This window comes from Xanthomonas sp. NCPPB 3570, from assembly GCF_056725115.1.
Genome location: NZ_CM161513.1, coordinates 1496324 through 1518744 on the forward strand (window position 1 = coordinate 1496324; position 22421 = coordinate 1518744).

The window sequence follows — 22421 nt, forward strand, 5'->3', positions numbered from 1 at the left end:
GTTTGGAGGTGGCGTGCGCGATCCGCACTCTGTACGGGTCGGGGACTTGGTTGTGCGTAGCTGCCAATGATCCTCGCGCGAATATTCCAAACAAAAAGGGGCGGCCAATGGCCGCCCCTCCGATCGCTACCGAACAGCAATGCTTAGAACTTGTACTGCACTCGGGCGAACAACGTGCGGCCGTACCAATCGTACTGCGACGCGTACAGCGGAGTATTGCCGTAACGCGTGCCGGCCCCGGTGGAAATCAGGTCCGGCGCCTTGTCGAACAGATTGCGCACGCCGACCATGATGCCCCAGTCGCCTTGTTCGTAGGAAACGGACGCATTGTGCAGGACCTGCCAACCAGCCTTGATGTCGCGCGTCGCGTTTTGATACCCCTGGTAGGTGAAGGTGGGGTCCAGATCGAGATTGCGAGTGCTGCTGACATAGCTGGCCTGGTAGCTGAAGGTCCAGTCCCCGCGCTTCAGATCCGCGGACATCAGGCCCACGGTCTTCGGTCGGCCGATGTAGCCGACTTGGTTGCTCGAGGTGAGCCCGCTTTCCGCCGCGCTGTCGAACAACTGCAGCACGTCTTCCATCGTGTACGTGACCTGTGCCTCCAGCGACAGCTTGCCGAAGGAGAAGTCGTTGTCGTAATTCATCTGCAAGTCGTAGCCGCGGGTACGCTCGCGGTTGATGTTGATGTACTTGTTGTAGATGGTGGTGATGGTGTTCGGCGAGGCGGGATCGGTCGGGCTGTTACGGACGAACTGATTGCAGAACGCGTTCGGATACACCGCCGACCCATAGCAGCCATTGATGATGTCGAACTCGTTGAGCTGCGAGATCTCGCCCCGGATGTCGTAGTCGAAATAGTCGACCGCCACGCTCAGGTTGGCGAACTCGGGCGTCCATACCATGCCAAGCGTCTTGGCCTTGGAGGTCTCCGGCTTCAGAGTGCCCTGGCCGCCACGGCCGTACACGGTCGCAGATCCGCCGCCGCCCGCGTAGTCAGAGGGGATGCCGGCAGCCGCACAGTTCTTCTGGATGAAGGTGTTGTTGCTTTCACCCCACAGGATGCACGGGTCGATCGTTGTCTGCGACTGGTAACCCGTCTGATCGCCAAGGTACAGCTCGTACAGTCCCGGCGCCCGATACGAAGTGCCGATGCTGCCGCGCACGCGCAGGGACGGAATGATCTGCCAGTTCAGGCCGGTCTTCCATACTTCGTCCGAATCGGCGACGGAGTTGTACTTGAACGCGCGGCCGGACAGGTTGACCGAGAGCGATTCGATGCCCGGCTTGTTCTTGAGCAGCGGGACGTCGAACTCCACGAAGGCTTCGCGCACATTGTCCGTGCCCTTGGTCTCCTGCGCGGAACTGTAGCCCCAGATGTCGCCCGACGTGGTCAACGCATCGGGTTGGTCGTCGATCTTGGTATGCCGATACTCGACACCGAACGCCGCGCCGACATCACCTGCGGGGAGCGCGAACAGGTTGCCGGTGACCACGGCATTGACGATGGCCTGATCGTAGATGGTATTGCCCTTGGTGTTGACGCCGATGGCGTTCTCCAGCTCACGCATGCGTTCGCCGCTGAGGAAGCCGGGATCGAAGTAGTTCACCGGTGCGTCGCTGTCGACATACGCCAGATCGCCCGTGCGCGAGGTCTGGATGTCGTTGTGCCGGTATTCGCCGTCCGAACGCGAGTAGCTCGCGTTGATCTCCCAGCTCCAGCTATCGCTTCCCTTGAAGGCCCCGTCGAACTTGGTGCTGCCGTAGAAGTAATCGACGGTGATCTTCTGATCGTCGCGGTACGGCATGATCGGCTGGTAGAAGTTGCCGTCCGTTTCGTTGGCGACGACGGGGAAGAACTGCCTGTAGCTGTGCGCGGTAGTCTCGCGACGGTTGTAAAGCCACTGTGTCTTCCAGTTGAAGCTATCGAACCCAAAATCGCTGGCGCCGTACAGGCTGATGCGCTCGCGCTGGTTGATGGCCTGCGTCGTGTTGTAGAACGGGAAGTTCAACACGTCCTCATAGTAGGCCTGCGGCGAGTTGGCGTAGGTTCTGGAAGGACGGGGGCGCGGTCGGTAACCAGCGAACGGACCCACAGTGCTGCCGTCCGGCGACGGGACATAGCGGATGGCCGAATTGAAGTAGTTGATAATGGTGTTGGCGTAGAGGTTGCCCGACGAACATCCGCCAAGGTTGGTGCCGCCGATGATCGAGCGGTCCTCGCGGTCGATGCGCTTGCCGTCGGTGCCCCAGATCCGGTCCTGGGCACATCGCAGGAAGTCGCGGTCGCCGAACTCCAGAGCATTGAGTCGATCCCATTGCACGGCGCCGATGACGCTGCCGTTGCTGAAATCCTTGCCGGCAGCGAACGATGCCGAGAACTGCTCGCCTCCGCCATGCTGCGGCACGCTCATGGTGTAGTCCATGATCGGCTTGTCGATGCTCTTGCGGGTGATCAGGTTGACCGCGCCGGCGACAGCATCCGAGCCGTAGATGGACGACGAGCCGTCCTTGACGATTTCGATGCGCTGCAGGATGACCTTGGGGATGACGTTCAGATCGAACGAACCGACCTGGCCGCGCGTGCCGGCCGGGCCGGGGCGTTGACCATCCAGCAGGATCAGCGTGCGGTTGGCGCCCAGGCCGCGCAGCGACACTGTCTGTACGCCGGTTCCGCCTTCGACGACGAACCCACCGAACTGGTTGTTGATCTGAGTGGAGCTGGCCGCCGCGGCGGAGGTCTGCAGAAAGTCGGCCACGTCGAACTTGCCGGCCGAGATGCTCTTGTCGATCGAGATGACTTGGACCGGCGAGGCGGTCTCATATTCCGGACGCTTGAGCAGCGATCCGGTCACAGAAACGGCATCGAGTTCCTTGGTCTTGGCCGCCTCTTTGGAGGTGGCCTTGGCTTGGTCGTCGGCACCAGCCTGACCATTGGCCGGATTGTCCTGCGCAAAGGTGGGCGCGGCTTGCAACGCTGCGATCACGGCAATTGCCAGCGGCATCCGCCGCAGCCCGTTGGTCGAAGTTCTGAACATTCCTTCCTTACTCCCCTATTTAAATACGAAGTGAAGCAGTTGTTACGGCTTGGTTAAGCGAATGTACTGCTGCGGCGCTAGCGATGCAACATCCGCTGAACAAGAAAATTTGCGACATACGGCTGTTACATTTCCGTCGTGATCACCCGGAAAGCCGACGATGGGGATCAGCTTTCGGTTCGCCGGCTCGGGGTGAGCTCACTTGAGGTGACACGACGCTCGGCACTTCTTCCGCGCGGCACAATGGAGATGCGTTTGTGGCGGTTCGGTGCCGTCAACTTCGGGAAAGTTGCTGCCTATTGTTACGATCTTTGCGTATTGCAGCCTGTTGCGGCAGTTGATATGGCGATGGCGTCAAGGCGTTGCACGTGCCTGGCGCGCACGCGTTGCCATGCGTCTTGCGCTCATTTGGCGCGCCGCGGTCGGAAGAGAAAGGGGGACGGAGCGCTATCAGGGTTCGGGGCGTCGCACATCAGCAGATTCGCAAAGGATGCCGTGCGATGGCGTACAGACGGCGCTCGACCATGTGCGCTTGCTTGCGTCGCGGGATGGATCGCTGGCCTCCCGGGGCACATACGTGCGCCCGGGGGCAAGATGCCGTTCAGGACGTGATGTCTCTCGAGCGGCTGGCGTCAGAGTTTCAGAGGCCGCCAGGGCCGCAGTCGTTCTTCAGGAAGTCCTGGATCAAGCCAAGGGTCTGTCTCTGTTGGCGTGGGTACCAGGGCAGGCTGTGCGGCTGATCCGGGATCAGCGCGAACTTGGCCGGGACGATGTCCTTGACTGCCTCGTAGAAGTCCTTGGCATGGAACGATGGAGTGCGCACATCGCGGTCTCCTACGAATAGCAGCACGGGGATTGTGGCATTGGCCGTGTTCTGCATCGGGTCCATGCCCTTCAGCGTCTTTCCTTGCAGGATGCGTTGCAGGCGGTTATCGCTCCAGGAGGTGCTGAGTTTCCCCAGGTTGGTGACCGGTGCACCGGCGATGGCGCACTGGTATGGCGATGGCTTGCGGACGGTGGCCGCGGCCGCTGCGAAGCCGCCGTAGGAATAGCCGAAGATCGCCACCCGGTCCTTGGACGCAAAGCCTTGCGAGACAAGCCAAGCCGCACCATCGTCGTTGTCATCCGACATTTTCTGGCCCCATTCTCGGTCTCCGGCCACCCAGAGATCGCGTCCAAGACCTTGGGTGCCCCGGTACTGGGGCCGAAGGACGGCGTAGCCGCGCGACGTAAGCAGTGGTACCCACCCGGAAACGTCCCATCCCATGTAGTCGCGGGCCCATGGGCCGCCATGCGGGTTGATGACTGCCGGACCGGCTGGATCTCCCTGCTTCCAGCCTGCGGGAAGGTCCAGGATGGCTGGAATCTTGCGCCCGTCGCGTGCGGTGTAGCTGACCCAGCGTTCTTGCAAGGAAAAGCCGTTCTTGCCGATCCAGGGCCTGGAACTTCCCAGGGACGTGACGGTCTGCTTGTTGATCAGCAAGTGATAGCTGGGTGGCTGGTCGGCGCTCTGCGCGGTGAAAAACACCTTGGAGAGATCATCGGTGTAAGAGCCCAGGGCGATGCTCTGACCGGGGAATGCTTTTTTCAGGCTTTCCTGAATCGACTTCAAGGTCGGATCCACGTAAATGGACTCGCGCGTCGGGCCATCCACGGTGAAACCCACGACTTTATTGAAGTTGCTCGACTGCGTGCCGAAGATCAGGCCTGCGATGGAGAAGTTCTGGTCGGCCACGACCGGATCGGGATCATATTTGCGCTGTAGCGGATCGTAGAGGCGCACTTGCGCCTTGTCGGAGAACTGATCGGTCAGGATGTAGTACTTTCCGGTCGCATCGTCGATGCCCAGCACGTCTACTACGTTGCGGGCGGAAATTTTGGTTGTCAGCGGCGCATGCACCGAGAACTGGCCCGATTTCGGATCGAGCAGCAGGACCTGCTGTTCGTAGTCGCCGCCGGTTCCGTCGATCTGCTGCTTCGCCAGTACCTTGCCGGTGCGATGGTCGAACAGCGACGGGACCGCGCGCGAATCGCCACGAAACAGCAGTTCGGTCTGCCCGGTTTTGAGATTGTAGAGGTAGTAGCTGGAAGATAGGCTGACCTCGCTCAGTTGCTGGATGACCACGCGGTCCGGGTCCAGCGGCAGCATGTCCACGAGCGACGCCGTGCCGCTCAACTCCAGGCACAGCTGTGTATCGGCGCTGATGCCGACCTTGCGCGCATTGTCCGCAAACGCTTCCTTGAAGTCCTTCTGGTCGTCTCCTGTCAGATAGGTCTTGGACACGAAGGTCCGGGTGGAACCCGTGGAGTTGCCTTCGCCGCAGCCGCCGAGGCGTCCGGTCCATTCCTGTCGTGCCACGGTCAGGATCTTGTCGGCCTTCAAGGCGTAAGCGGAAATGAACTTCATCCTGTCGCCGGAAGGCGTGACCACGGTGGGGCCCTTGGACAGCGCCGAGGTGTCCCATGTCGCCAGCGCGGTTTCATCCGGATTCTGCGGCGATGGGATCAGGCCCACGATGCGCTTGCCGTCGGGGCTCATCGTCACCGACTGAAGCGCGGGCAGCCGAGCCAGATCCTCGATCGGAATCGGCTGGATGGCCTGCGCCGCTGTGCTGGCCAACAACGTGGCGACGCCCATGGCGAGGCTCCAATGCCGCGCCGAGTTAACTTTTGTCATGCAACATTCCCCAGGTGATGAACAAGCCAGACGTCTGCGCGACTGCGCATATATGAACATTTTGTGAATATATCAGAACGCGTTAGCTGCGCACTCTACAAGCGGTCCCTGGCCGCCAAAGAGTGCCGTTGGTCCTGCCGTCTTCGAGATGACTTCGTATGCCGTTCGAGCGCAGGGAGAAACGGAGCACGCTTGGACGGCTGATCGACGCGGCTTCGGCAGGCGTCGCCTCACCGCGCGAAGGCGGTGCTGGCTGCCCAGGTGTCGGCGGCTGCCGACCCTGTCCTTGTATAGTCGTCGTGCCAATCGCGGGCATCGCGCGATCTGCCTGGCTTACATGCGAGTGCAGTGCGCGGATGTTCGCCCATTTCCGTTGACGAGTTTCCCGATGATCGAACGCCCGCGTCTCCCCGCCCACGCCGTCCAGCCCAAGCTCGCCCCTCACCCGCGCATCCGCAACGTCATCGCCGTCGGCTCCGGCAAGGGCGGGGTGGGCAAGTCCACCACCGCCGTGAACCTGGCGCTGGCCCTGCAGCGCCAGGGCGCGCGCGTGGGCGTGCTGGATGCCGACGTCTACGGCCCCAGCGTGCCGGCCATGCTCGGCCTGAGCGGGCGCCCGGACAGTCCGGACGACAAGAGCATCGAGCCGATGCGCGCCTTCGGCATCGAGGCGATGTCGATCGGGCTGCTGGTGGACCAGGACACGCCGATGATCTGGCGTGGTCCGATGGCGACCTCGGCGCTGACCCAGCTGTTCGCCGATACCCTGTGGGACGACCTGGACTACCTGCTGATCGACCTGCCGCCCGGCACCGGCGACATCCAGCTGACCCTGGCACAGAAGATCCCGGTGGCCGGCGCGGTGATCGTCACCACCCCGCAGGACATCGCCACGCTGGATGCGAAGAAGGCGCTGAAGATGTTCGAGAAGGTCGAGGTGCCGGTGCTGGGCATCGTCGAGAACATGGCGGTGCACACCTGCAGCCAGTGCGGCCATGTCGAGCACCTGTTCGGCGAGGGCGGCGGCCAGCGCATGGCGCAGCAGTACGGTGTGCCGCTGCTGGGGTCGCTGCCGCTGGCGATCGCGATCCGCGAGCAGGGCGACGCCGGCACCCCGGTGGTGGCCGCCGCGCCGGAGTCGGCCGCGGCGCAGGCCTACCTGGCCACCGCGCAGCGCCTGACCGAGGAACTGCGCAAGCGCCCGCGCGCGGCCATCCCGATCTCCGCGGCCTTGCGCTGAGCGGCGCGCGGCGCCTGCCGCGAACGCCCCGCGACCGGCTAGAATCGCCGGTCATTGCGGCCGGCCCCATCGGTCGGCCGCGCTCCCGGCGTGCAGGCTGCGGCCGCCGCCACCGGCATCAGGAACCCCCATGAGCATCAAGAGCGACCGCTGGATCCGCCGCATGTCCGAACAGCACGGCATGATCGCGCCCTACGAGCCGGGCCAGGTCAAGCAGGTCGACGGCCAGCGCATCGTCAGCTACGGCACCTCCAGCTACGGTTACGACGTGCGTTGTTCGCGTGAGTTCAAGGTGTTCACCAACATCAACTCGACCATCGTCGACCCCAAGCACTTCGACCCCAAGAGCTTCGTCGACATCGAGGCCGACGAGTGCATCATCCCGCCCAACAGTTTCGCGCTGGCGCGCACGGTGGAATTCTTCCGCATCCCGCGCGACACCCTGGTGGTGTGCCTGGGCAAGAGCACCTATGCGCGCTGCGGCATCATCGTCAACGTGACCCCGCTGGAGCCGGAGTGGGAAGGCCACGTGACCCTGGAGTTCAGCAATACCACGCCGTTGCCGGCGCGCATCTACGCCAACGAAGGCGTGGCGCAGATGTTGTTCTTCCAGTCCGATGCCGACGACGTCTGCGAGACCAGCTACAAGGATCGCGGCGGCAAGTACCAGGGCCAGACCGGCGTGACCCTGCCCAAGACCTGATCCTCCACCCCCTTCTTCCGACAGCACAAGGAGCGCGCAATGAACGACCCCAATCCCTATCAGGCCCCCGACGCGGCATTGCCGCCGGCGCTGCCGGGCACCGCCGGCGGCGAGGTCCTCGCCGGCCGTGGCGAGCGCCTCGGTGCGGCGCTGATCGACGGCGTGATCTCGCTGGCGACGTTCCTGCCGGTGGCGGCGCTGACCGGCTACTTCGGCAAGGTCATGGAGGCCGCGCGCAGCGGCGTGCAGCTGCCGTTCCTGACCACGTTCGGCTACGGCGTGCTGGGTATCGTGATCTTTCTGCTGGTGCAGGGCTACCCGCTGGCCAAGAGCGGCCAGACCTGGGGCAAGAAGCTGCTGTGGATCCGCATCGCCGACCTGGACGGCGGGCAGCCGCCGTTCGGGCGCCTGATCGCGCTGCGGTATCTGCCGACCCAACTGCTGTCGCTGGTGCCGATCGTGGGCAGCATCTACGCGCTGGTGGACACGCTGTTTATCTTCCGCCAGGACAAGCGCTGCCTGCACGACCTGATCGCCGGCACCCGCGTGGTCAACGTCCGCCGCTGAGCCAGCGGTCCCCACGCAGTAGCGGGGTGGGATCGCCCAGGCGAATCCCCACTCCCGAATCCCCAATCCCGGCTCCACCTACTTGCCGCGGCCGAACAGCATGCCGACGCCGACCGCGACCAGGATCGCCGGCCACCAGGTGGCGATCAGCCGGCCCAGGCTCAGGTTGGTCCAGCCCAGGTTGTTGGCCAGGAACACCAGGCCGATCACGATCAGCACGATGGCGGCGATCACATTGGATTTCATGGAGGCGCGGCTTCCGTAAAAAGGGCGCCTATCGTAGCCGCTGGCGCCACGCCGCAACACGTGCCTGCAACTCCTCGGCCGGCAGCCGCTGTGCGGTGCCGCTGCCCCACACCGGGCCGGGCCAGGCGGCATCGCCCGGATGCCGCCCCAGCACGTGCACGTGCAGTTGCCGCACCACGTTGCCGAGTGCGCCGATGTTGAGCTTGTGCACGCCCGGCTCCTGCCGCAGCAGCTGCGAGAGCTGGTTGATCTCGGCCAGCAGCAGGCGCTGCTGGCCGCCGTCCAGGTCGATCCACTCGCTGGCCTCGGCCACCCGTGGCACCAGCAGCAGCCACGGGAAGCGCGCGTCGTCCATCAGTCGCACCTGCGAGAGCGGCCCGTCGGCGACGAACGCGCTGTCGGCCTGCAGCCGCGGGTCGAGGACGAAGTCGGCCATGCCGCGGCTCAGCCCACGTGCTCGGCGAGGAACGCCAGGCTGCGTTCGCGGGCGAGTTCGGCGCTGTCGGCGTCGTAGTGGTTCGGGTCCACGTGGCGGTCGAAGCCGTGCCCGGCCGGATACACGAAGGTCTGCATCTGCGGCAGCTTCTCGCGGTGCTGCTGGATCGACTCGGCCGGGATGCTGCCGTCCTGCGCGCCGAAGTGGAACAGCACCGGCGCCTTCGGCGTCTCGTCCAGGAACTGGGTGTTGCGGCCACCGTAGTAGCTCACCGACGGCAGGCCCAGACGCAGCGCCGACAGCAGCGCGACGCTGCCGCCCCAGCAGTAGCCGAGGGTGCCGACCTTACCGGCCGGCGCCAGCGCCTGCGCGGCCGCCTGCACGATGTCCAGGGCGCGGTCGAAGCCCAGCGCGCCGACCAGCTCCAGGCCCTTGCGCACGCCGTCCTGGTCGTAGGCCAGCTGCGCGTCCTTCTCGACCGGATCGAACAGCGCCGGCGCCAGCACCTCGTAGCCGTGGGCGGCGTAGCGGTCGGCGACCTCGCGGATGTAGTCGGTCACCCCGAAGATTTCCTGGATGACGACCAGGCCGCCGCGCGGCGTGCCCTCGGGCAGGGCATGCCAGGCGGAGACCTGGCCGTGAGCGGTATCGAGCGTGGTCCAGTGGCCCATAGCGGCATTCCTGTGGCGTGGGGGAAGCGGCGGATTATCCATGGCCCAGGCTAAGCCGGGGTGAGCGGGCGCACACCGGCCGGGCCGCGCCGGCGGCCCCGGCCCGGTATACTTCGCGCGCTGTTTTTCTCCCAGGCCCCCGGACCCCGGCCCCAATGTCTCTCGCGACCCCCAAAGTCGGCTTCGTCAGCCTCGGCTGCCCGAAGGCCCTTGTCGATTCCGAACGCATCCTCACCCAGCTGCGCGTGGAGGGCTATGCGATCGTGCCCAGCTACGACGCGGCCGACGTGGTGGTGGTCAATACCTGCGGTTTCATCGATTCGGCGGTGGCCGAGTCGATGGAGGCGATCGGCGAGGCCATGGCCGAGAACGGCAAGGTCATCGTCACCGGCTGCCTGGGCAAGCGCTCGGAGCAGATCCGCGCGGCCTATCCGGACGTGCTGGCGGTGTCCGGCCCGCAGGACTACCAGAGCGTGATGGAAGCGGTGCATGCGGCGCTGCCGCCGCGCCACGATCCGTTCGTGGACCTGTTGCCGCGCGCGCGCGGCAGCGAGGACGACATCGGGGTCAAGCTGACGCCGCGGCATTACGCCTACCTGAAGATCTCCGAAGGCTGCAATCACCGCTGCAGCTTCTGCATCATTCCGTCGATGCGCGGCGACCTGGTGTCGCGCCCGGTCGACGAGGTGCTGCGCGAGGCCGAACGCCTGGTCAAGGGTGGGGTGCGCGAATTGCTGGTGGTGTCGCAGGACACCTCGGCCTATGGCGTGGACCTGAAGTACGCCGAGCGCGAGTGGCGCGGCCGCAGCTACCAGACGCGGATGAAGGCGCTGTGCGAGGGTCTGTCGGAACTGGGCGCGTGGGCGCGCCTGCACTACGTGTATCCGTACCCGCACGTGGACGACGTGATCCCGCTGATGGCCGAGGGCAAGCTGCTGCCGTACCTGGACATCCCGTTCCAGCACGCCAGCCCGCGCATCCTCAAGCTGATGAAGCGGCCCGGCGCGGTGGAGCGCACCCTGGAGCGCGTGCAGCGCTGGCGTGCGCTGTGCCCGGAGATCACCCTGCGTTCGACCTTCATCGTCGGCTTCCCCGGCGAGACCGACGCCGAGTTCGAGCAGTTGCTGGAGTTCCTGGACGCCGCGCAGCTGGACCGCGTTGGTGCGTTCGCCTATTCGCCGGTGGAAGGCGCCAGCGCCAATGCGCTGCCGGATCCGGTGCCGGAAGCACTCAAGCAGGAGCGACTGGCGCGCTTCATGGAACGGCAGGCGGCGATTTCTACATTGCGGCTGGAAGCCAAGATCGGCAGCGTGCAGGAGTGCCTGGTGGACTTCCTGGAGGACGGCATCGCGGTGGCGCGCTCCAAGGCCGATGCGCCGGAGATCGATGGCCTGGTGCATATCCAGAACGGCGGCGAACTCGGGCTGAAGCCGGGCGATCTGGTGCAGGTGGCGATCGGTGACAGCGACGAGCACGACCTGTTCGGCGATGCGTTGCCGGCGCAGGCGTCGTCGGCAACGCCGCTGGATCTGCGGGTGCTCTGAGGCCGTAGACGGCGGCACGCGTGGCGCCCTGGCGCCGCGCGCTCACGGCGTGGCGTAGTCCACCGCCACCACCACGAAGCTGTGGCGGCCACCGGGCAGCTGCGCTTCCACTTCGTCGTCGATGCGCTTCTTCAGCAGCGCCCGCGCCAGCGGCGAATCGATGCTGATCCAGCCGCGCGCCGCGTCGGTCTCGTCCGGGCCGACGATGCGATAGCGGCGCAGTTCGCCGCTGTCGGCATCCTCCAGCTCGATGTGCGCGCCGAAGAACACCGCCTGCGGGTCGGACGGCGCCTCGGCGACCACGCGCAGCGCTTCCAGGCGCTTGCTCAGGTAGCGCACGCGGCGGTCGATCTCGCCCAGTTGCTTCTTGCGGTAGGTGTACTCGGCGTTCTCCGAGCGGTCGCCCTCGGCCGCGGCCGCGGCCAGCGCCTTGACCACCTCGGGGCGGCGCACCCGCCACAGCTCCTCCAGCTCGGCCTTGAGCCGGGCATGGCCTTCCGGGGTAATCAGGGCGGTGCTTTTCTCGGCAGGGGGACGCCAGCGGCTCATCGGTGCGACTGCGGTGGAGCGGGGTGGCGATGCTAGCGCGTGCCTGCGGCTTGCGCACCCGCGGGCGATGGCCGAAGCTGCCGCTGCCCCGCACGTGGACGTCGTTCGATGTTGATCCTGCCGCTGCACAAGCCGCTGTCGCGGGACAACCTCCCGCTGGTCACGCTGCTGCTGATCCTGCTCAATGTCGCGGTCTACGTCGGCTGGCAGCGCCAGGACGCGGCGTCGTTGCGGCAGGCGCAGCGCTACTACACGGACTCCGGACTCGGCGCGCTGGAAGCGCCGGCCTATGCGCGCTACCTGGAACGCAGCGGTCGGCGCGCGCCGCTCGCGCAACTGCAGCAGATGCCAGCGGCAGAGCGGGCCGCCTTCGTCGGGGACGTCACCCTGCATGACGTGCGGTTCGTGCAGGCCATGCGCGATGGCAGCGTCTTCGCGGACGCCGATGCCCGGCAGGCCTGGGCGCCGCTGCGCGCGCACTACGACGCGCTGCTGCAGCGCGTGTTCACCCTGCGCCACGTGCAGCGCAGCTCCGAATGGGCGCCGGCGCGCATGCTCGGCGCGGCGTTCCTGCACGCCGACGCCATGCACCTGATCGGCAACATGCTGTTCCTGCTGGCGCTGGGCACGCTGCTGGAAGGCGCGATCGGCGGCTGGCGGTTCCTGGCGGTGTACCTGCTCGGTGCGTTCGGCGCCAGCGCGGCCAGCCTGTGGTGGCGCTGGGGCGATCCCGGCGCCGGTCTCGGCGCGTCCGGCGCCATCGCCGCCTTGATGGGCGCATTCTGCGTGGTGTGGGGGCGGCGTCCGGTGCGCTTCTTCTACTGGGTGGCGGTGCTGTTCGACTATGTGCGGGCGCCGGCCATCGTGCTGCTGCCGCTGTGGCTGGGCTGGGAGCTGTACAACCTGCTGTGCAACGGCGATGCCGGCATCGGCTTCGACGCGCATGCCGGCGGGCTGGTGGTCGGCGCACTGCTCGGCGCGGTGCTGGTGGCCACCGGGCAGACGCGCGAGGCGTTTCTGCGCGACGATGACGGGATGCCGGCCGACGACCGCTGGGACCGCGCGCAGGCGCATCTGGGGCGGATGGAACACCTCCAGGCCGGCGCGCTGCTGGACGCGCTGGCTGCCGAAGCGCCGCAGCGCTTCGATGTGGCGCTGGCGCGCTATCGCCTGGCCGCCAACGCCGGCCAGGTCGCGACGGCGCGGCTGCGCGCGTTGGACGTGCTGCGCCTGGCGGCGCCGTCCGTGCAGGAGGCGCAGCAGCAGGCGGCAGTGCTTGCCGCGGCCGGTGATCTGGATGCGTCGACGCGTGCGGCGGTGTTCGCGCGCTGGATGGCGCTGGGGATGCTGGCCGAGGTGGAGGCATTGCTGGCGCAGGATGCGGTCTCGCCACGCGAGCAGCAGGCGCAGGCCTGGTTCCGGCTGGCGCTGGGCCATGGCGAACGCCAGGCCACGGCGGAGTGGCGGCGCGTGCTGCAGGCGCTGGTCGCGCGTTATCCAGACCTGCCGCAGGCGGACAAGGCGCGGTTCCTGCTCGCCAACGCGTGAGGGCGCTGCCGGGCGCGGAAGCGGGGCGCGTCAGCGTGCCCCCGCGCCGCGCACGACCCACGCTAGACCGGCGCGATCGTCACCGCGCGCAACGCCGCCTGCAGCTTGCCGCGTTGCACCTCGTCGTCGCAGCGGGTCAGGGCGTCCTCCAGCAGGTGGCGGGCCTGCGCGTCCTCGCCGAAGCGTTCGGCCAGCAGCAGGGCAGCCTGCAGCGACCAGACGCTACGTTCCGGCGCTTTCGGCCAGGCACGCAGTGCGGCCTGCAGGCCGTCGGCGGCGAGCCGGAACTGCCCGGCCAGTTGCGCGCGTTCGGCCAGCAGCGTGGCCTGTTCCGGCAGCAGCGGCGCGAAGTCGGGATCGGCATCCAGCGCCTCGCGCTGCAGCGCCAGCGCCCGGCGTTCCTGCTTTTCCTGCAGCAGCCGGTGGATGTACTGGCGGGTATGCTCGCGGCGTTCTTCCTGGCGCGCACTGCCGCGCAGCAGGCGCTGGTACAGCTCGTGCACGCCCAGGCTCACCGCGCGGCTGCGCACTTCGCTGCGCAGCACCTGCAAGGCGTCGTCGGTGTGGCCGTCGCGCACCAATTGCTCGGCCTCGTCGAGCACGCGCTGGTCCGGGTCATGGCGGGCGAACGCACCTGCCGCGTCGGCGGCCGGTTCGTAGCCCAGCACCGCGTGATACTGGTAGACCAGATAGCCCATCAGGTGGAAGGCCGCGAACAGGCCCCAGATCGTCACCACGGTGACCGCCAGGTCGGCGACCAGCGGCGGCAGGGCGCGCTGCAGCCAGGCGGCGGCGCCCAGCGCACTGGCCTGGATCACGAACAGCAGGCCGAACGCGGCCAGGTAAGGCCAGCCGATGCGCAGCGCCAGGCCGATCGACACCGCCGGGTTCAGCGCACGGCGCAGGCTGCCGTCCATCGCCAGGGAAATCAGGAAGCCGGGCTGCAGCAGCACCACCGCCAGCAGCATCAGCAGGCCGCCGACCGGCCCGGTCAGCAGCAGCGCCGCGAACACCGCCACGCCGAGCACGATCATCAGCGCAAACAGCCGCACGACCACGCCGTCGCCGATGTCGAAGCCGCGTTCCGGCGCGTCCAGGTAGCCGTCGGCGGTGTGCCGCAGGATCTCGAAGGCGTACTTGTAGATCGCCAGGCTGGTGACGATGCTCAGGATCCAGCCGATGCCCGGCAGCAGGCCCAGCAGGCTGCACAGGGTCAGCGCGACCAGCGCGTACAGTGCGCCGCCGTGCAACGGATACAGCGCAATGGCGCGGGTGCGCGCCCAGAACGGCTCGGGTGTGTTGCGATGTGCGCGGCGTGCGCCCGCGCGACGACGGTCTTCCATGACGCCCCCTGTCTACGAAGTGTGACGATTGTGCGGGTCGGCCGCGGCGCGCGCAATCGGGGCCGCCGGGCGGCCTGCGGTGGGGGTCGTGGATTGCCACGCCGCCGTTGTGTGGTCGACTGCGCAACGCGCGTTCCACGCCGCCGTCGCCGTGCGCCGGCTCGCTACACTGCGCCCGAGCGTGGACAGCGCAATGCCATGCCGATGGTCCTGCACACGCGCTGCGCATTCCCCCATTCCCCCTTGGAGCTTCGCTTGGATTCTTCCTTCGTTTCCGCCAACCCGCGCGTGCGCGTCACCAACATCGAAGTGCTGTCGGACAACTGGTACGTGCTGCGCAAGGTCAGCTTCGATTTCCAGCGCCACGACGGCAGTTGGCAGGCCCTCACCCGCGAGGCCTACGACCGCGGCAATGGCGCGACCATCCTGCTGTACAGCCGCGCCAAGGGCACGGTGATGCTGACCCGCCAGTTCCGCTTGCCGACCCTGCTCAACGGCAACCCCGACGGCATGCTGATCGAGGCCTGCGCGGGGCTGCTCGATCGCCACGATGCGGAGACCTGCATCCGCAAGGAGACCGAGGAGGAGACCGGCTACCGGATCGAGAACGTACGCAAGGTATTCGAGGCGTTCATGAGCCCGGGCTCGGTGACCGAGCGGCTGTACTTCTTCGTGGGCGAGTACGTCGACCGCGACAAGGTCGGCGCCGGCGGCGGCATTGCTGCCGAGGGCGAGGAGATCGAGGTGCTGGAGCTGAGGCTCGATGCCGCGCTGGCGATGATCGACAGCGGCGAGATCGCCGACGCCAAGACCATCATGCTGTTGCAGTACGCCAAGCTGCACGGGCTGCTGGCCTAGCGTAGCTTTATCGGTTTTTATCTCTGCACGTGGCATCGCCAGGATCGAAGGCCGCGCCTAACCGCGCATCCGGCGTTCTGAGCGCTGGGCCTGTCGATCGCTGGTGGCGACGGTGTGCGCCAGGCATGCTCAGGTGTCAGCGATGACCCATTGCACGTCCGGCACCCACGCCTGCCGCCATCGGGACATTTTTGCTTCGGCGTCCAGCCATTGCGGGGACACCGGCACTGCGGCCCCCAACGCCGGCGTCTTGTTCAGACAGCCGGCATTGACGGCACCGTAAAGCCGCCCCTGGTGCTCGAACGTGACCGCGACCAGCACCCCGCACTGGCGGCACAGCTGGAACTGGGCGGCCTCTGCGCCCTGGCGATAGCGATGCACGGCCTCGGCATGCGTGGCCGTCAGTCGCAGTGTGCCGGCGGGATCGGAAACGTATGCCGCACCATGCTTCTGGCAGAAGCTGCAGTCGCAGGCGCGCGGATGGATGTCCCCGGCCGCTTGATCCGTCGAGAACACGACGGTCAGGCCGCCGCAGTGGCAGCTTCCCTGGAGCGTTGTCGGCTTGTCTGCCCGCGACATCATTGCAAGGCGCTCATCGCGTTCCTGTCCATGCTGGAGCTTCCTTTGGCGTCGGCTGCGCTCAGCGCTTGCCGCCGAAGATGCTGCCGAAGATGCCGCGCACGATCTGCTGGCCGATGCGGTTGCCGATGGTGCGCGAGGTCTGCTTGGCCATCGCCTCCAGCATGCCCTGGCGGCGCTTGGTGCCGAACACCGCGTCCTTGACCGCCTGGCCGAAGCCGCTGTCCTGCGCCTCGTCCTGTTCGCGGGTGCGTGCCGGCGGCGCGGCGCTGCGGTCGGCGCTCTGCTCGACGCGGCGCGCCAGCAGTTCCGCCGCCGATTCGCGGTTGACCGGGGTGTCGTAGCGCGTGCCGACCGGGCTGCCGGCGCGCACCTGCGCGCGCTCGGCGTCGGAAATGGCGCCCATGCGGCAACGCGGCGGCGCGATCAGCGTCTGCTGCACCGGCGCCGGCACGCCCTTGTCCTGCAGCGTGGACACCAGCGCCTCGCCGGTGCCGAGTTGGGAAATGGCCTTGGCCACGTCCAGCTTGGGATTGGCCACGAAGGTCTCGGCCGCGGTGCGCACCGCCTTCTGGTCGCGCGGCGTGTAGGCGCGCAGCGCGTGCTGCACGCGGTTGCCGAGCTGGCCGAGGATGCTGTCGGGCACGTCGTCCGGGAACTGCGAGCAGAAATACACGCCCACGCCCTTGGAGCGGATCAGCCGCACCACCTGCTCGATGCGCTGCACCAGCGCCGGCGGCGCGTCGTCGAACAGCAGGTGCGCCTCGTCGAACACGAACACCAGCTTGGGCTTGTCCAGGTCGCCCACTTCCGGCAGCCGCTCGAACAGTTCCGACAGCAGCCACAGCAGGAAGGTCGAGTACAGCCGCGGCTTGAGCACCAGTTGCGCGGCGGCGAGGATGCCGATCACGCCGCGGCCGTCGTGGTCGACCCGCATCAGTTCGGCCAGGTCCAGTGCCGGCTCGCCGAAGAAACCTTCGCCGCCGTCCTGGGCCAGGCGCAGCAGCGCGCGCTGGATCGCCGCCACCGACTGCGCGCTGACCAGACCGTATTCGGTGGAGATGTCCTTGCGCTCTTCCACCACCAGCGCCAGCAGCGCGCGCAGGTCGTCCAGGTCGAGCAGCAGCAGGCCGCGGTCGTCGGCCAGCTTGAACACGATGTCGAGCACGCCGGCCTGGGTGTCGTTCAGTTCCAGCACGCGCGCCAGCAGGGTGGGGCCCATCTCGCTGACGGTGGTGCGCACCGGGTGGCCGAGCTGGCCGTACAGATCCCAGAACACCACCGGGTTGGCGGCCGGCGCGTAGTCGGTCACGCCGATGTCCCTGGCGCGCTGCAGCACCTTCTCGCTGCCGTCGCCGGGCATCGCCAGGCCGGCCACGTCGCCCTTCACGTCGGCCAGGAACACCGGCACGCCGATCCGCGAGAAGCCTTCGGCCAGGGTCATCAGGGTCACGGTCTTGCCGGTGCCGGTGGCGCCGGCGACCAGGCCGTGGCGGTTGCCCAGGCGCGGTTGCAGCAGCACCGCGATGTCGTCGGTCACGCCTTTGCCTAGCAGGATCGGGTCCATATCGGGGTCCGCAATGAGATGGCTGGATTCTAGAGCGTCCTCGGGATGGCCGAACGCGTGCGCGTTGTCCTGGGCGCGCCCGCGCCGCCGTACAGAGGCCGGCAGCGCCGCGAAAAGCGGCCTTTGCCGTGTCCGGCCGTTCGCGGCGGCAGCGCCGGCGCGTGCCGCCGCAAACAGCGTTGCCCGGGTTCGCACGCGATGCCCGTGCTGCAGCGCGGGATGCCCGCCGGCCATGAACGTCGGCCCGCCGCGGGCCGGGTCGCGGCCGCGGCGACCTTGCCGCAATGTGACGGCGGGGGCTACCCTGCGGCCTTTCCGTCGCCGCGTCCCACCATGCCCCTTCCGTTCCGCTTCACCCACGCGTGGCCCGTCGCGGCTGCCGTGGCGCTGACCTGCACCGCTCCTGCCGCCCATGCCCGCGTGTCCGCCCGCGACCAGGCCGCCATCGCCGTCCTCGACCAGCGCCTGGCCGCCGCCGAGAAGCGCTACAACGACGCCATGGTGCTGGTCGGCAACAGCGACCCCAAGGGCACCCAGGAAAGCGACGCCGCGCTGGAGGACATCGAGGACGTGATCCAGGCCTGCATCAAGCAGCGCGGCTGCGAGGTCGGCACCTACCTGGGGGCGTACAAGCGCCTGCTCAAGGCCAAGGCCGATGCGCAGGGCCAGGCCAGCGACACCGATGCCGCCGACGACGATTCGGCGCCGCTGCAGGCCGACCCCGACCACATCAGCCCGCTCGCCGCCGACGTGCCGGAAGCGGCGCGCGCGGCGCGCCTGCTCAACGACAAGCGCCACGCCTTCGATTCGATGGTGGAGTACAACCCGGCGGTGCAGGCCGGCATCCGCCGCTGGCTCACCGACATGCGCCCGGCGCTGATGAGCAGCTACGAGAACTACCAGAACCTGCGCGCGGTCATGTGGCCGGAATGGGAGAAGCGCGGCCTGCCGGAAGCGCTGCTGTTCGGCATCATCGCCAAGGAATCCAACGGCCGCGTGCACGCCAATTCGCGGGTCGGCGCCGCCGGGCTGATGCAGTTCATGCCGGCCACCGGGCGCCGCTTCGGCCTGGGCCCGGACGGCACCGGCTTCGATACCCGTTACGACGCGCGCAGCGCCGCCGAGGCGAGTGCGGTCTACATCAACGAACGCATGGCCGAGCTCAACCGCAGCGTCGAGCTGGCCCTGGCCGGCTACAACGGCGGCGAAGGCCGCGCCGCGCGCGTGTTCAACCAGATGCCCGGGCGCAGCTTCTGGGACGCCTCGGTGTACAACCAGTTCCCGGCCGAGACCAAGGACTACGTGCCGATGGTGATCGCCGCGGCGTGGATCTTCCTGCACCCGCAGCAGTACGGCGTGGCCTTCCCCAAGATCAATGCGCAGCCGGCCACGCTGCGCCTGGCCAAGTCCACCACCATCTACGAACTGACCATCTGCCTGGGCAGCGACGGCACCCGCGACGGCTACATGCGCGCGCTGCGTAACCTCAACCCGCGCTACGAGCCGGACGGCTGGATCCCGGCCGGGGTGACCATCAACGCCACCACCAAGATCGTCGGTCTGTACAACCGCTACTGCGTCAGCGGCCCGCGCGCCGACCTGGCGCGCGCGCTGATCACCGCCGACGTCACCGCCGCGGTGCGCAGCGGCAGCCCGGCGCCGGCGGCCGACCTCACCGGCAACGTGGCGGTGGGCGACGTCAGTCCGGTCGCCGGCGTGCCGACCACGGTGGCCACCGGCCGACCCGCGCCGGCCAAGCCCAAGCAGAAGCAGGTGCGCAACTACCGCGTGGCCAAGGGCGACACCCTGGGCCGGATTTCCGACCGCCACGACTGCGATCTGAAGGAGCTGGCCAAGGCGAATGGCTTGCGTGCACCGGGTTATGCGCTGAAGCCGGGGCAGTCGTTGAAGCTGGCGGGCTGCGAGAAGTAGGCTGTTCCTTCTCCCGCCGGGACCATGGCCCCCTTTTCGGGGGAGGGTGGCGCGTAGCGCCGGATGAGGCTGGGGCCACTCGCAGTCTTAGGCGGGTGGCTTTACCGTCATCCATTGCAGGTAGGTGGCCCGTCCACCGCCAATGCGTTGGGACTGAAGTCCCTCCCACAGTAGTGGTCGCCGCAGTACTGGCTGTCAGGGCCAAGCGCTGACCAATCCCTTCTCCCCTCGGGACCATGGCCTCCTTTTCGGGGGAAGGTGGCGCGTAGCGCCGGATGAGGGTCGGGCCATTCGCAGTCTCGGGCGTGTGGCTTGCCGTCATCCATTGCAGGTAGGCGGTCCGTCCAGCGTCCATGCGTCGGGACTGAAGTCCCTCCCACAAAGGTGCCTTCGCACAAAGGGCCGCAGCGCGGCCCTCTCTCACCTCAGCGCACCAGCCGCGCCAGCGCCTGCCCCAGCCGCACCGGCGATTCCGCCTTCAGCGCCGGATCGAACGCGGCCACGCCGGGCGGCAGCAGCACGATCACGGTCGAGCCGTAGTTGAAGCGCGCCATCTCCTCGAACCGCTGCAGGGTGATGCCCTTGCCGCGCCAGTCCTTGCGGGTGATGCGATCGGCGTAGCGTGGGATCTCCACGCCGCTCCACACGGTTTCCACGCCGGACACCAGCAGCGCGCCGACCATTACCGAGACCATCGGGCCGAAGTCGGTGTCGAAATGGCAGACCAGGCGCTCGTTGCGCGCGAACAGGCGCGGCACGTTGCGCACCGCGTCGGTGCCGACGCTGAACAGCCGGCCCGGCACGTGCACGGTTTCGCGCAGGGTGCCGGTCCAGGGCATGTGCACGCGGTGGTAGTCGCGCGGCGACAGGTACACGGTGGCATACAGACCATTGGCGAACGGCACCGCGGCCGCGTCGTCGCCGAGCAGTTCGGCGGCGGTGAACGACTGGCCCTTGGCCTGGAAGATGCGTCCGTCCTCGATCCGGCCGAGCTGGCTGATGCGGCCGTCGGCCGGCATCAGCAGCGCCTGCGAATCGGGATCGGCGACGCGCGCGCCCGGCTTCAGCGCACGGGTGAAGAAGGCATTGAAGGTCGGGTAGGCGGTCGCATCCGGCTGCGCGGCCTCGCTCAGGTCCACGCCGAAGCGGCGCACCACCGTGTCGATCAGCCACTGCTTGAGCCCCGGCCGCGACGAATAGGCCAGGCGTCGCGCCAGCGAGGACAGCAGCCGGTGCGGCAGCACGTAGGTCAGGCGGGTGGTCAGGCTCATGGGGCGGTGGCCTTGGTCAGGGCCTGCAGGTCGGCGGCGATCGCCGCGGCATCGAACGGCGGGCGGATCAGCCCGGCCTGGCGGCCCTGCGGGTCGAGCACCGCGATCGCGGCGGAGTGGTCCATGCTGTAGTCGTTGGGGTTCTCGGCGTAGTGCTTGCCCGGCACCTTCTGGAACACAAAGCCCAGCGCGGTGGCGAAGCGCTCCAGTTCGGGCACGTCGGCGGTGGCGGCGATGGTGTCCTTGTGGAAGGCGTGGGCGTACTCGCCCAGCCGCGGCAGGGTGTCGCGCTGCGGGTCGACCGAGACGAACAGCACGCGCGGGCGCAGCGTGTCCGGCAGCGTCTCCCATTGCTTCTGCGCGCGCGCCAGGTCGGCCAGGGTGGTCGGGCACACGTCCGGGCAGGCGGTGAAGCCCAGGAACACCAGGGTCCAGTGGCCCTTGAGTTCACCCGGCACCAGCGGCGTGCCGTCGGTCTGGCGCAGATGGAAGTCGGGCAGGGGCCGCGGCTGCGGGTACATGCGCACCGTGCGGGTCTCCGGCCAGGCCGGGGCGGCCCTGCCGCCGAAGTACTTCTGGGCCAGCAGCAGCCCCAGGCCGGCGGCCAGGGCAACCACCAGGACGATGCCGAAGGTGCGGTTGAACATACTGATTTCCCATGCAACGAACGCTCATCATAGCGGCCGGGCCTCTATAATCGGGGGCCGAATTGCCTTGCCTGTTGCCATGACTGCCGACGCGGCCGCCGAACTCCACACGATCATCGACCTGATCCGCTACGGCACCAGCCGTTTCAACGCCGCCGGGCTGAGCTTCGGCCACAGCTACGACAACGCCCTGGACGAGGCCACGCAACTGGTGCTGCATGCGCTGCACCTGCCGCACGACCTCGGCCCGGCCTACGGCAGCGCGCGGGTCACCACGCCGGAGAAGGCGAAGGTGCTGGCGTTGTTCGAGCGCCGCATCGCCGAGCGCATCCCCGCCGCCTACCTCACCGGCGAGGCCTGGTTCGCCGGGCTCAGCTTCAAGAGCGATGCGCGCGCGCTGGTGCCGCGTTCGCCGATCGCCGAACTGATCGAAGCCGGCTTCGAGCCGTGGCTGGCCGGACGCCCGGTCGAGCGCGCGCTGGACCTGTGCACCGGCTCGGGCTGCATCGCCATCGCCATGGCCCACTACAACCCGAACTGGCAGGTGGACGCGGTCGACATCAGCGACGACGCGCTGAGCCTGGCCGCCGAGAACAAGGAGCGGCTGCTGGCCGACAACGTCGAACTGGTCAAGTCCGACCTATTCGCCGGGCTGGGCGGACGGCGCTACGAGCTGATCGTGACCAATCCGCCCTACGTCACCCATGCCGAGACCGACGCGCTGCCGCCGGAATACGCGCACGAGCCGGAGCTGGGCCTGCGCGCGGGCGACGACGGGCTGGACCTGGCGCTGAAGATCCTGCGCGACGCGCCGGCGCACCTGAGCGAGGACGGCCTGCTGATCTGCGAGGTCGGCGAGTCCGAGCGCGCGCTGGCGCAGCTGCTGCCGGAAGTGGATTTCGCCTGGGTCGAGTTCAAGGTCGGGCAGATGGGCATCTTCGCGGTGGAGCGCAGCGAACTGCTCGCGCACCACGCGCGCATCGCCGCGCTGGCCGCGGACCGGTGACG

19 protein-coding genes are annotated in these 22421 nt (G+C 67.8%); 8 read left to right on the top strand and 11 right to left on the bottom strand.

Annotated elements, in window-relative coordinates; translation table 11 throughout:
- Window positions 1-143: 143 nt before the first annotated feature.
- On the bottom strand, window positions 144-3035 hold the full coding sequence (locus AC1PLR_RS06665; protein ID WP_481103055.1) for a TonB-dependent receptor plug domain-containing protein: 2892 nt from the start codon (window positions 3033-3035) through the stop codon (window positions 144-146).
- A 640-nt stretch (window positions 3036-3675) separates the two neighbouring features.
- Complete coding sequence (locus tag AC1PLR_RS06670) at window positions 3676-5712, bottom strand: alpha/beta hydrolase family protein (RefSeq protein ID WP_481103056.1); 2037 nt, start codon at window positions 5710-5712, stop codon at window positions 3676-3678.
- A gap of 388 nt (window positions 5713-6100) precedes the next feature.
- Between AC1PLR_RS06670 and apbC the strand changes: the two genes are divergently transcribed.
- From apbC to AC1PLR_RS06685, 3 genes are all read left to right on the top strand, one after another.
- Window positions 6101-6952 (top strand): iron-sulfur cluster carrier protein ApbC, encoded by an 852-nt coding sequence (gene apbC, locus AC1PLR_RS06675; protein WP_481103057.1) that lies wholly within the window; start codon window positions 6101-6103, stop codon window positions 6950-6952.
- Window positions 6953-7082: 130 nt separating this feature from the next.
- Window positions 7083-7655: a dCTP deaminase gene (gene dcd, locus AC1PLR_RS06680; RefSeq protein WP_010340509.1), complete on the top strand. Its 573-nt coding sequence runs from the start codon at window positions 7083-7085 to the stop codon at window positions 7653-7655.
- A gap of 39 nt (window positions 7656-7694) precedes the next feature.
- Complete coding sequence (locus tag AC1PLR_RS06685; protein WP_481103058.1) at window positions 7695-8222, top strand: RDD family protein; 528 nt, start codon at window positions 7695-7697, stop codon at window positions 8220-8222.
- Between the two features lie 78 nt (window positions 8223-8300).
- On the opposite strand, the gene AC1PLR_RS06690 is transcribed toward AC1PLR_RS06685, so the two are convergent.
- The 3 genes from AC1PLR_RS06690 to AC1PLR_RS06700 are packed head-to-tail and all read right to left on the bottom strand — an operon-like array spanning window position 8301 to window position 9575.
- A complete protein-coding gene (locus AC1PLR_RS06690) occupies window positions 8301-8468 on the bottom strand; it encodes a LiaI-LiaF-like domain-containing protein (protein WP_003467495.1) in 168 nt (55 codons plus the stop codon).
- A gap of 28 nt (window positions 8469-8496) precedes the next feature.
- Window positions 8497-8904: an HIT domain-containing protein gene (locus tag AC1PLR_RS06695; protein ID WP_209231405.1), complete on the bottom strand. Its 408-nt coding sequence runs from the start codon at window positions 8902-8904 to the stop codon at window positions 8497-8499.
- Window positions 8905-8912: 8 nt separating this feature from the next.
- The gene (locus AC1PLR_RS06700) at window positions 8913-9575 is read right to left on the bottom strand and encodes a dienelactone hydrolase family protein (protein WP_010340513.1); all 663 of its coding nucleotides are present in this window, start codon (window positions 9573-9575) and stop codon (window positions 8913-8915) included.
- 155 nt (window positions 9576-9730) lie between these two features.
- On the opposite strand from AC1PLR_RS06700, the gene rimO reads away from it, so the two are divergent.
- Complete coding sequence (gene rimO, locus AC1PLR_RS06705) at window positions 9731-11119, top strand: 30S ribosomal protein S12 methylthiotransferase RimO (RefSeq protein WP_481103059.1); 1389 nt, start codon at window positions 9731-9733, stop codon at window positions 11117-11119.
- A 42-nt stretch (window positions 11120-11161) separates the two neighbouring features.
- Here rimO and greB read toward each other — a convergent pair whose 3' ends face one another.
- The gene (gene greB, locus AC1PLR_RS06710; RefSeq protein WP_017909114.1) at window positions 11162-11668 is read right to left on the bottom strand and encodes a transcription elongation factor GreB; all 507 of its coding nucleotides are present in this window, start codon (window positions 11666-11668) and stop codon (window positions 11162-11164) included.
- A gap of 108 nt (window positions 11669-11776) precedes the next feature.
- On the opposite strand from greB, the gene AC1PLR_RS06715 reads away from it, so the two are divergent.
- Window positions 11777-13216 carry a rhomboid family intramembrane serine protease gene (locus AC1PLR_RS06715; protein ID WP_481103060.1) on the top strand — a complete coding sequence of 480 codons (1440 nt, stop codon included), beginning with the start codon at window positions 11777-11779 and terminating at the stop codon, window positions 13214-13216.
- A 62-nt stretch (window positions 13217-13278) separates the two neighbouring features.
- On the opposite strand, the gene AC1PLR_RS06720 is transcribed toward AC1PLR_RS06715, so the two are convergent.
- Complete coding sequence (locus AC1PLR_RS06720) at window positions 13279-14559, bottom strand: hypothetical protein (protein ID WP_481103061.1); 1281 nt, start codon at window positions 14557-14559, stop codon at window positions 13279-13281.
- A 255-nt stretch (window positions 14560-14814) separates the two neighbouring features.
- Between AC1PLR_RS06720 and AC1PLR_RS06725 the strand changes: the two genes are divergently transcribed.
- Window positions 14815-15417 (top strand): NUDIX domain-containing protein, encoded by a 603-nt coding sequence (locus tag AC1PLR_RS06725; RefSeq protein WP_481103062.1) that lies wholly within the window; start codon window positions 14815-14817, stop codon window positions 15415-15417.
- Between the two features lie 129 nt (window positions 15418-15546).
- Here the strand turns inward: AC1PLR_RS06725 and AC1PLR_RS06730 are convergent, their stop codons facing one another.
- Window positions 15547-15999, bottom strand: a complete 453-nt coding sequence (locus AC1PLR_RS06730) for a GFA family protein (protein WP_481103063.1) — start codon at window positions 15997-15999, stop codon at window positions 15547-15549.
- Window positions 16000-16057: 58 nt separating this feature from the next.
- On the bottom strand, window positions 16058-17563 hold the full coding sequence (locus AC1PLR_RS06735) for a helicase HerA-like domain-containing protein (RefSeq protein WP_481103064.1): 1506 nt from the start codon (window positions 17561-17563) through the stop codon (window positions 16058-16060).
- Window positions 17564-17896: 333 nt separating this feature from the next.
- Here AC1PLR_RS06735 and AC1PLR_RS06740 point away from each other — a divergent pair, with 333 nt between their 5' ends.
- Window positions 17897-19495 carry a transglycosylase SLT domain-containing protein gene (locus tag AC1PLR_RS06740; RefSeq protein WP_481103065.1) on the top strand — a complete coding sequence of 533 codons (1599 nt, stop codon included), beginning with the start codon at window positions 17897-17899 and terminating at the stop codon, window positions 19493-19495.
- 425 nt (window positions 19496-19920) lie between these two features.
- On the opposite strand, the gene asd is transcribed toward AC1PLR_RS06740, so the two are convergent.
- Window positions 19921-20766, bottom strand: a complete 846-nt coding sequence (asd, locus tag AC1PLR_RS06745) for an archaetidylserine decarboxylase (RefSeq protein WP_481103066.1) — start codon at window positions 20764-20766, stop codon at window positions 19921-19923.
- Entirely contained in the window at window positions 20763-21413 is a 651-nt protein-coding gene (locus AC1PLR_RS06750; RefSeq protein WP_481103067.1) for an SCO family protein, read from the bottom strand. Before AC1PLR_RS06750 ends, asd begins: the two co-directional genes overlap by 4 nt.
- A 79-nt stretch (window positions 21414-21492) precedes the next feature.
- Here AC1PLR_RS06750 and prmB point away from each other — a divergent pair, with 79 nt between their 5' ends.
- Complete coding sequence (prmB, locus tag AC1PLR_RS06755) at window positions 21493-22419, top strand: 50S ribosomal protein L3 N(5)-glutamine methyltransferase (RefSeq protein WP_481103068.1); 927 nt, start codon at window positions 21493-21495, stop codon at window positions 22417-22419.
- Window positions 22420-22421: the final 2 nt, after the last annotated feature.

Excerpts from the sequence above, each read along its gene's own strand:
- AC1PLR_RS06665 (WP_481103055.1), bottom strand. The coding sequence starts at position 3,035 with ATGTTCAGAACTTCGACCAACGGGCTGCGGCGGATGCCGCTGGCAATT.
- AC1PLR_RS06670 (WP_481103056.1), bottom strand. The coding sequence starts at position 5,712 with ATGACAAAAGTTAACTCGGCGCGGCATTGGAGCCTCGCCATGGGCGTC.
- apbC (WP_481103057.1), top strand. The coding sequence starts at position 6,101 with ATGATCGAACGCCCGCGTCTCCCCGCCCACGCCGTCCAGCCCAAGCTC.
- dcd (WP_010340509.1), top strand. The coding sequence starts at position 7,083 with ATGAGCATCAAGAGCGACCGCTGGATCCGCCGCATGTCCGAACAGCAC.
- AC1PLR_RS06685 (WP_481103058.1), top strand. The coding sequence starts at position 7,695 with ATGAACGACCCCAATCCCTATCAGGCCCCCGACGCGGCATTGCCGCCG.
- AC1PLR_RS06690 (WP_003467495.1), bottom strand. The coding sequence starts at position 8,468 with ATGAAATCCAATGTGATCGCCGCCATCGTGCTGATCGTGATCGGCCTG.
- AC1PLR_RS06695 (WP_209231405.1), bottom strand. The coding sequence starts at position 8,904 with ATGGCCGACTTCGTCCTCGACCCGCGGCTGCAGGCCGACAGCGCGTTC.
- AC1PLR_RS06700 (WP_010340513.1), bottom strand. The coding sequence starts at position 9,575 with ATGGGCCACTGGACCACGCTCGATACCGCTCACGGCCAGGTCTCCGCC.
- rimO (WP_481103059.1), top strand. The coding sequence starts at position 9,731 with ATGTCTCTCGCGACCCCCAAAGTCGGCTTCGTCAGCCTCGGCTGCCCG.
- greB (WP_017909114.1), bottom strand. The coding sequence starts at position 11,668 with ATGAGCCGCTGGCGTCCCCCTGCCGAGAAAAGCACCGCCCTGATTACC.
- AC1PLR_RS06715 (WP_481103060.1), top strand. The coding sequence starts at position 11,777 with ATGTTGATCCTGCCGCTGCACAAGCCGCTGTCGCGGGACAACCTCCCG.
- AC1PLR_RS06720 (WP_481103061.1), bottom strand. The coding sequence starts at position 14,559 with ATGGAAGACCGTCGTCGCGCGGGCGCACGCCGCGCACATCGCAACACA.
- AC1PLR_RS06730 (WP_481103063.1), bottom strand. The coding sequence starts at position 15,999 with ATGATGTCGCGGGCAGACAAGCCGACAACGCTCCAGGGAAGCTGCCAC.
- AC1PLR_RS06735 (WP_481103064.1), bottom strand. The coding sequence starts at position 17,563 with ATGGACCCGATCCTGCTAGGCAAAGGCGTGACCGACGACATCGCGGTG.
- AC1PLR_RS06740 (WP_481103065.1), top strand. The coding sequence starts at position 17,897 with ATGCCCCTTCCGTTCCGCTTCACCCACGCGTGGCCCGTCGCGGCTGCC.
- asd (WP_481103066.1), bottom strand. The coding sequence starts at position 20,766 with ATGAGCCTGACCACCCGCCTGACCTACGTGCTGCCGCACCGGCTGCTG.
- AC1PLR_RS06750 (WP_481103067.1), bottom strand. The coding sequence starts at position 21,413 with ATGTTCAACCGCACCTTCGGCATCGTCCTGGTGGTTGCCCTGGCCGCC.
- prmB (WP_481103068.1), top strand. The coding sequence starts at position 21,493 with ATGACTGCCGACGCGGCCGCCGAACTCCACACGATCATCGACCTGATC.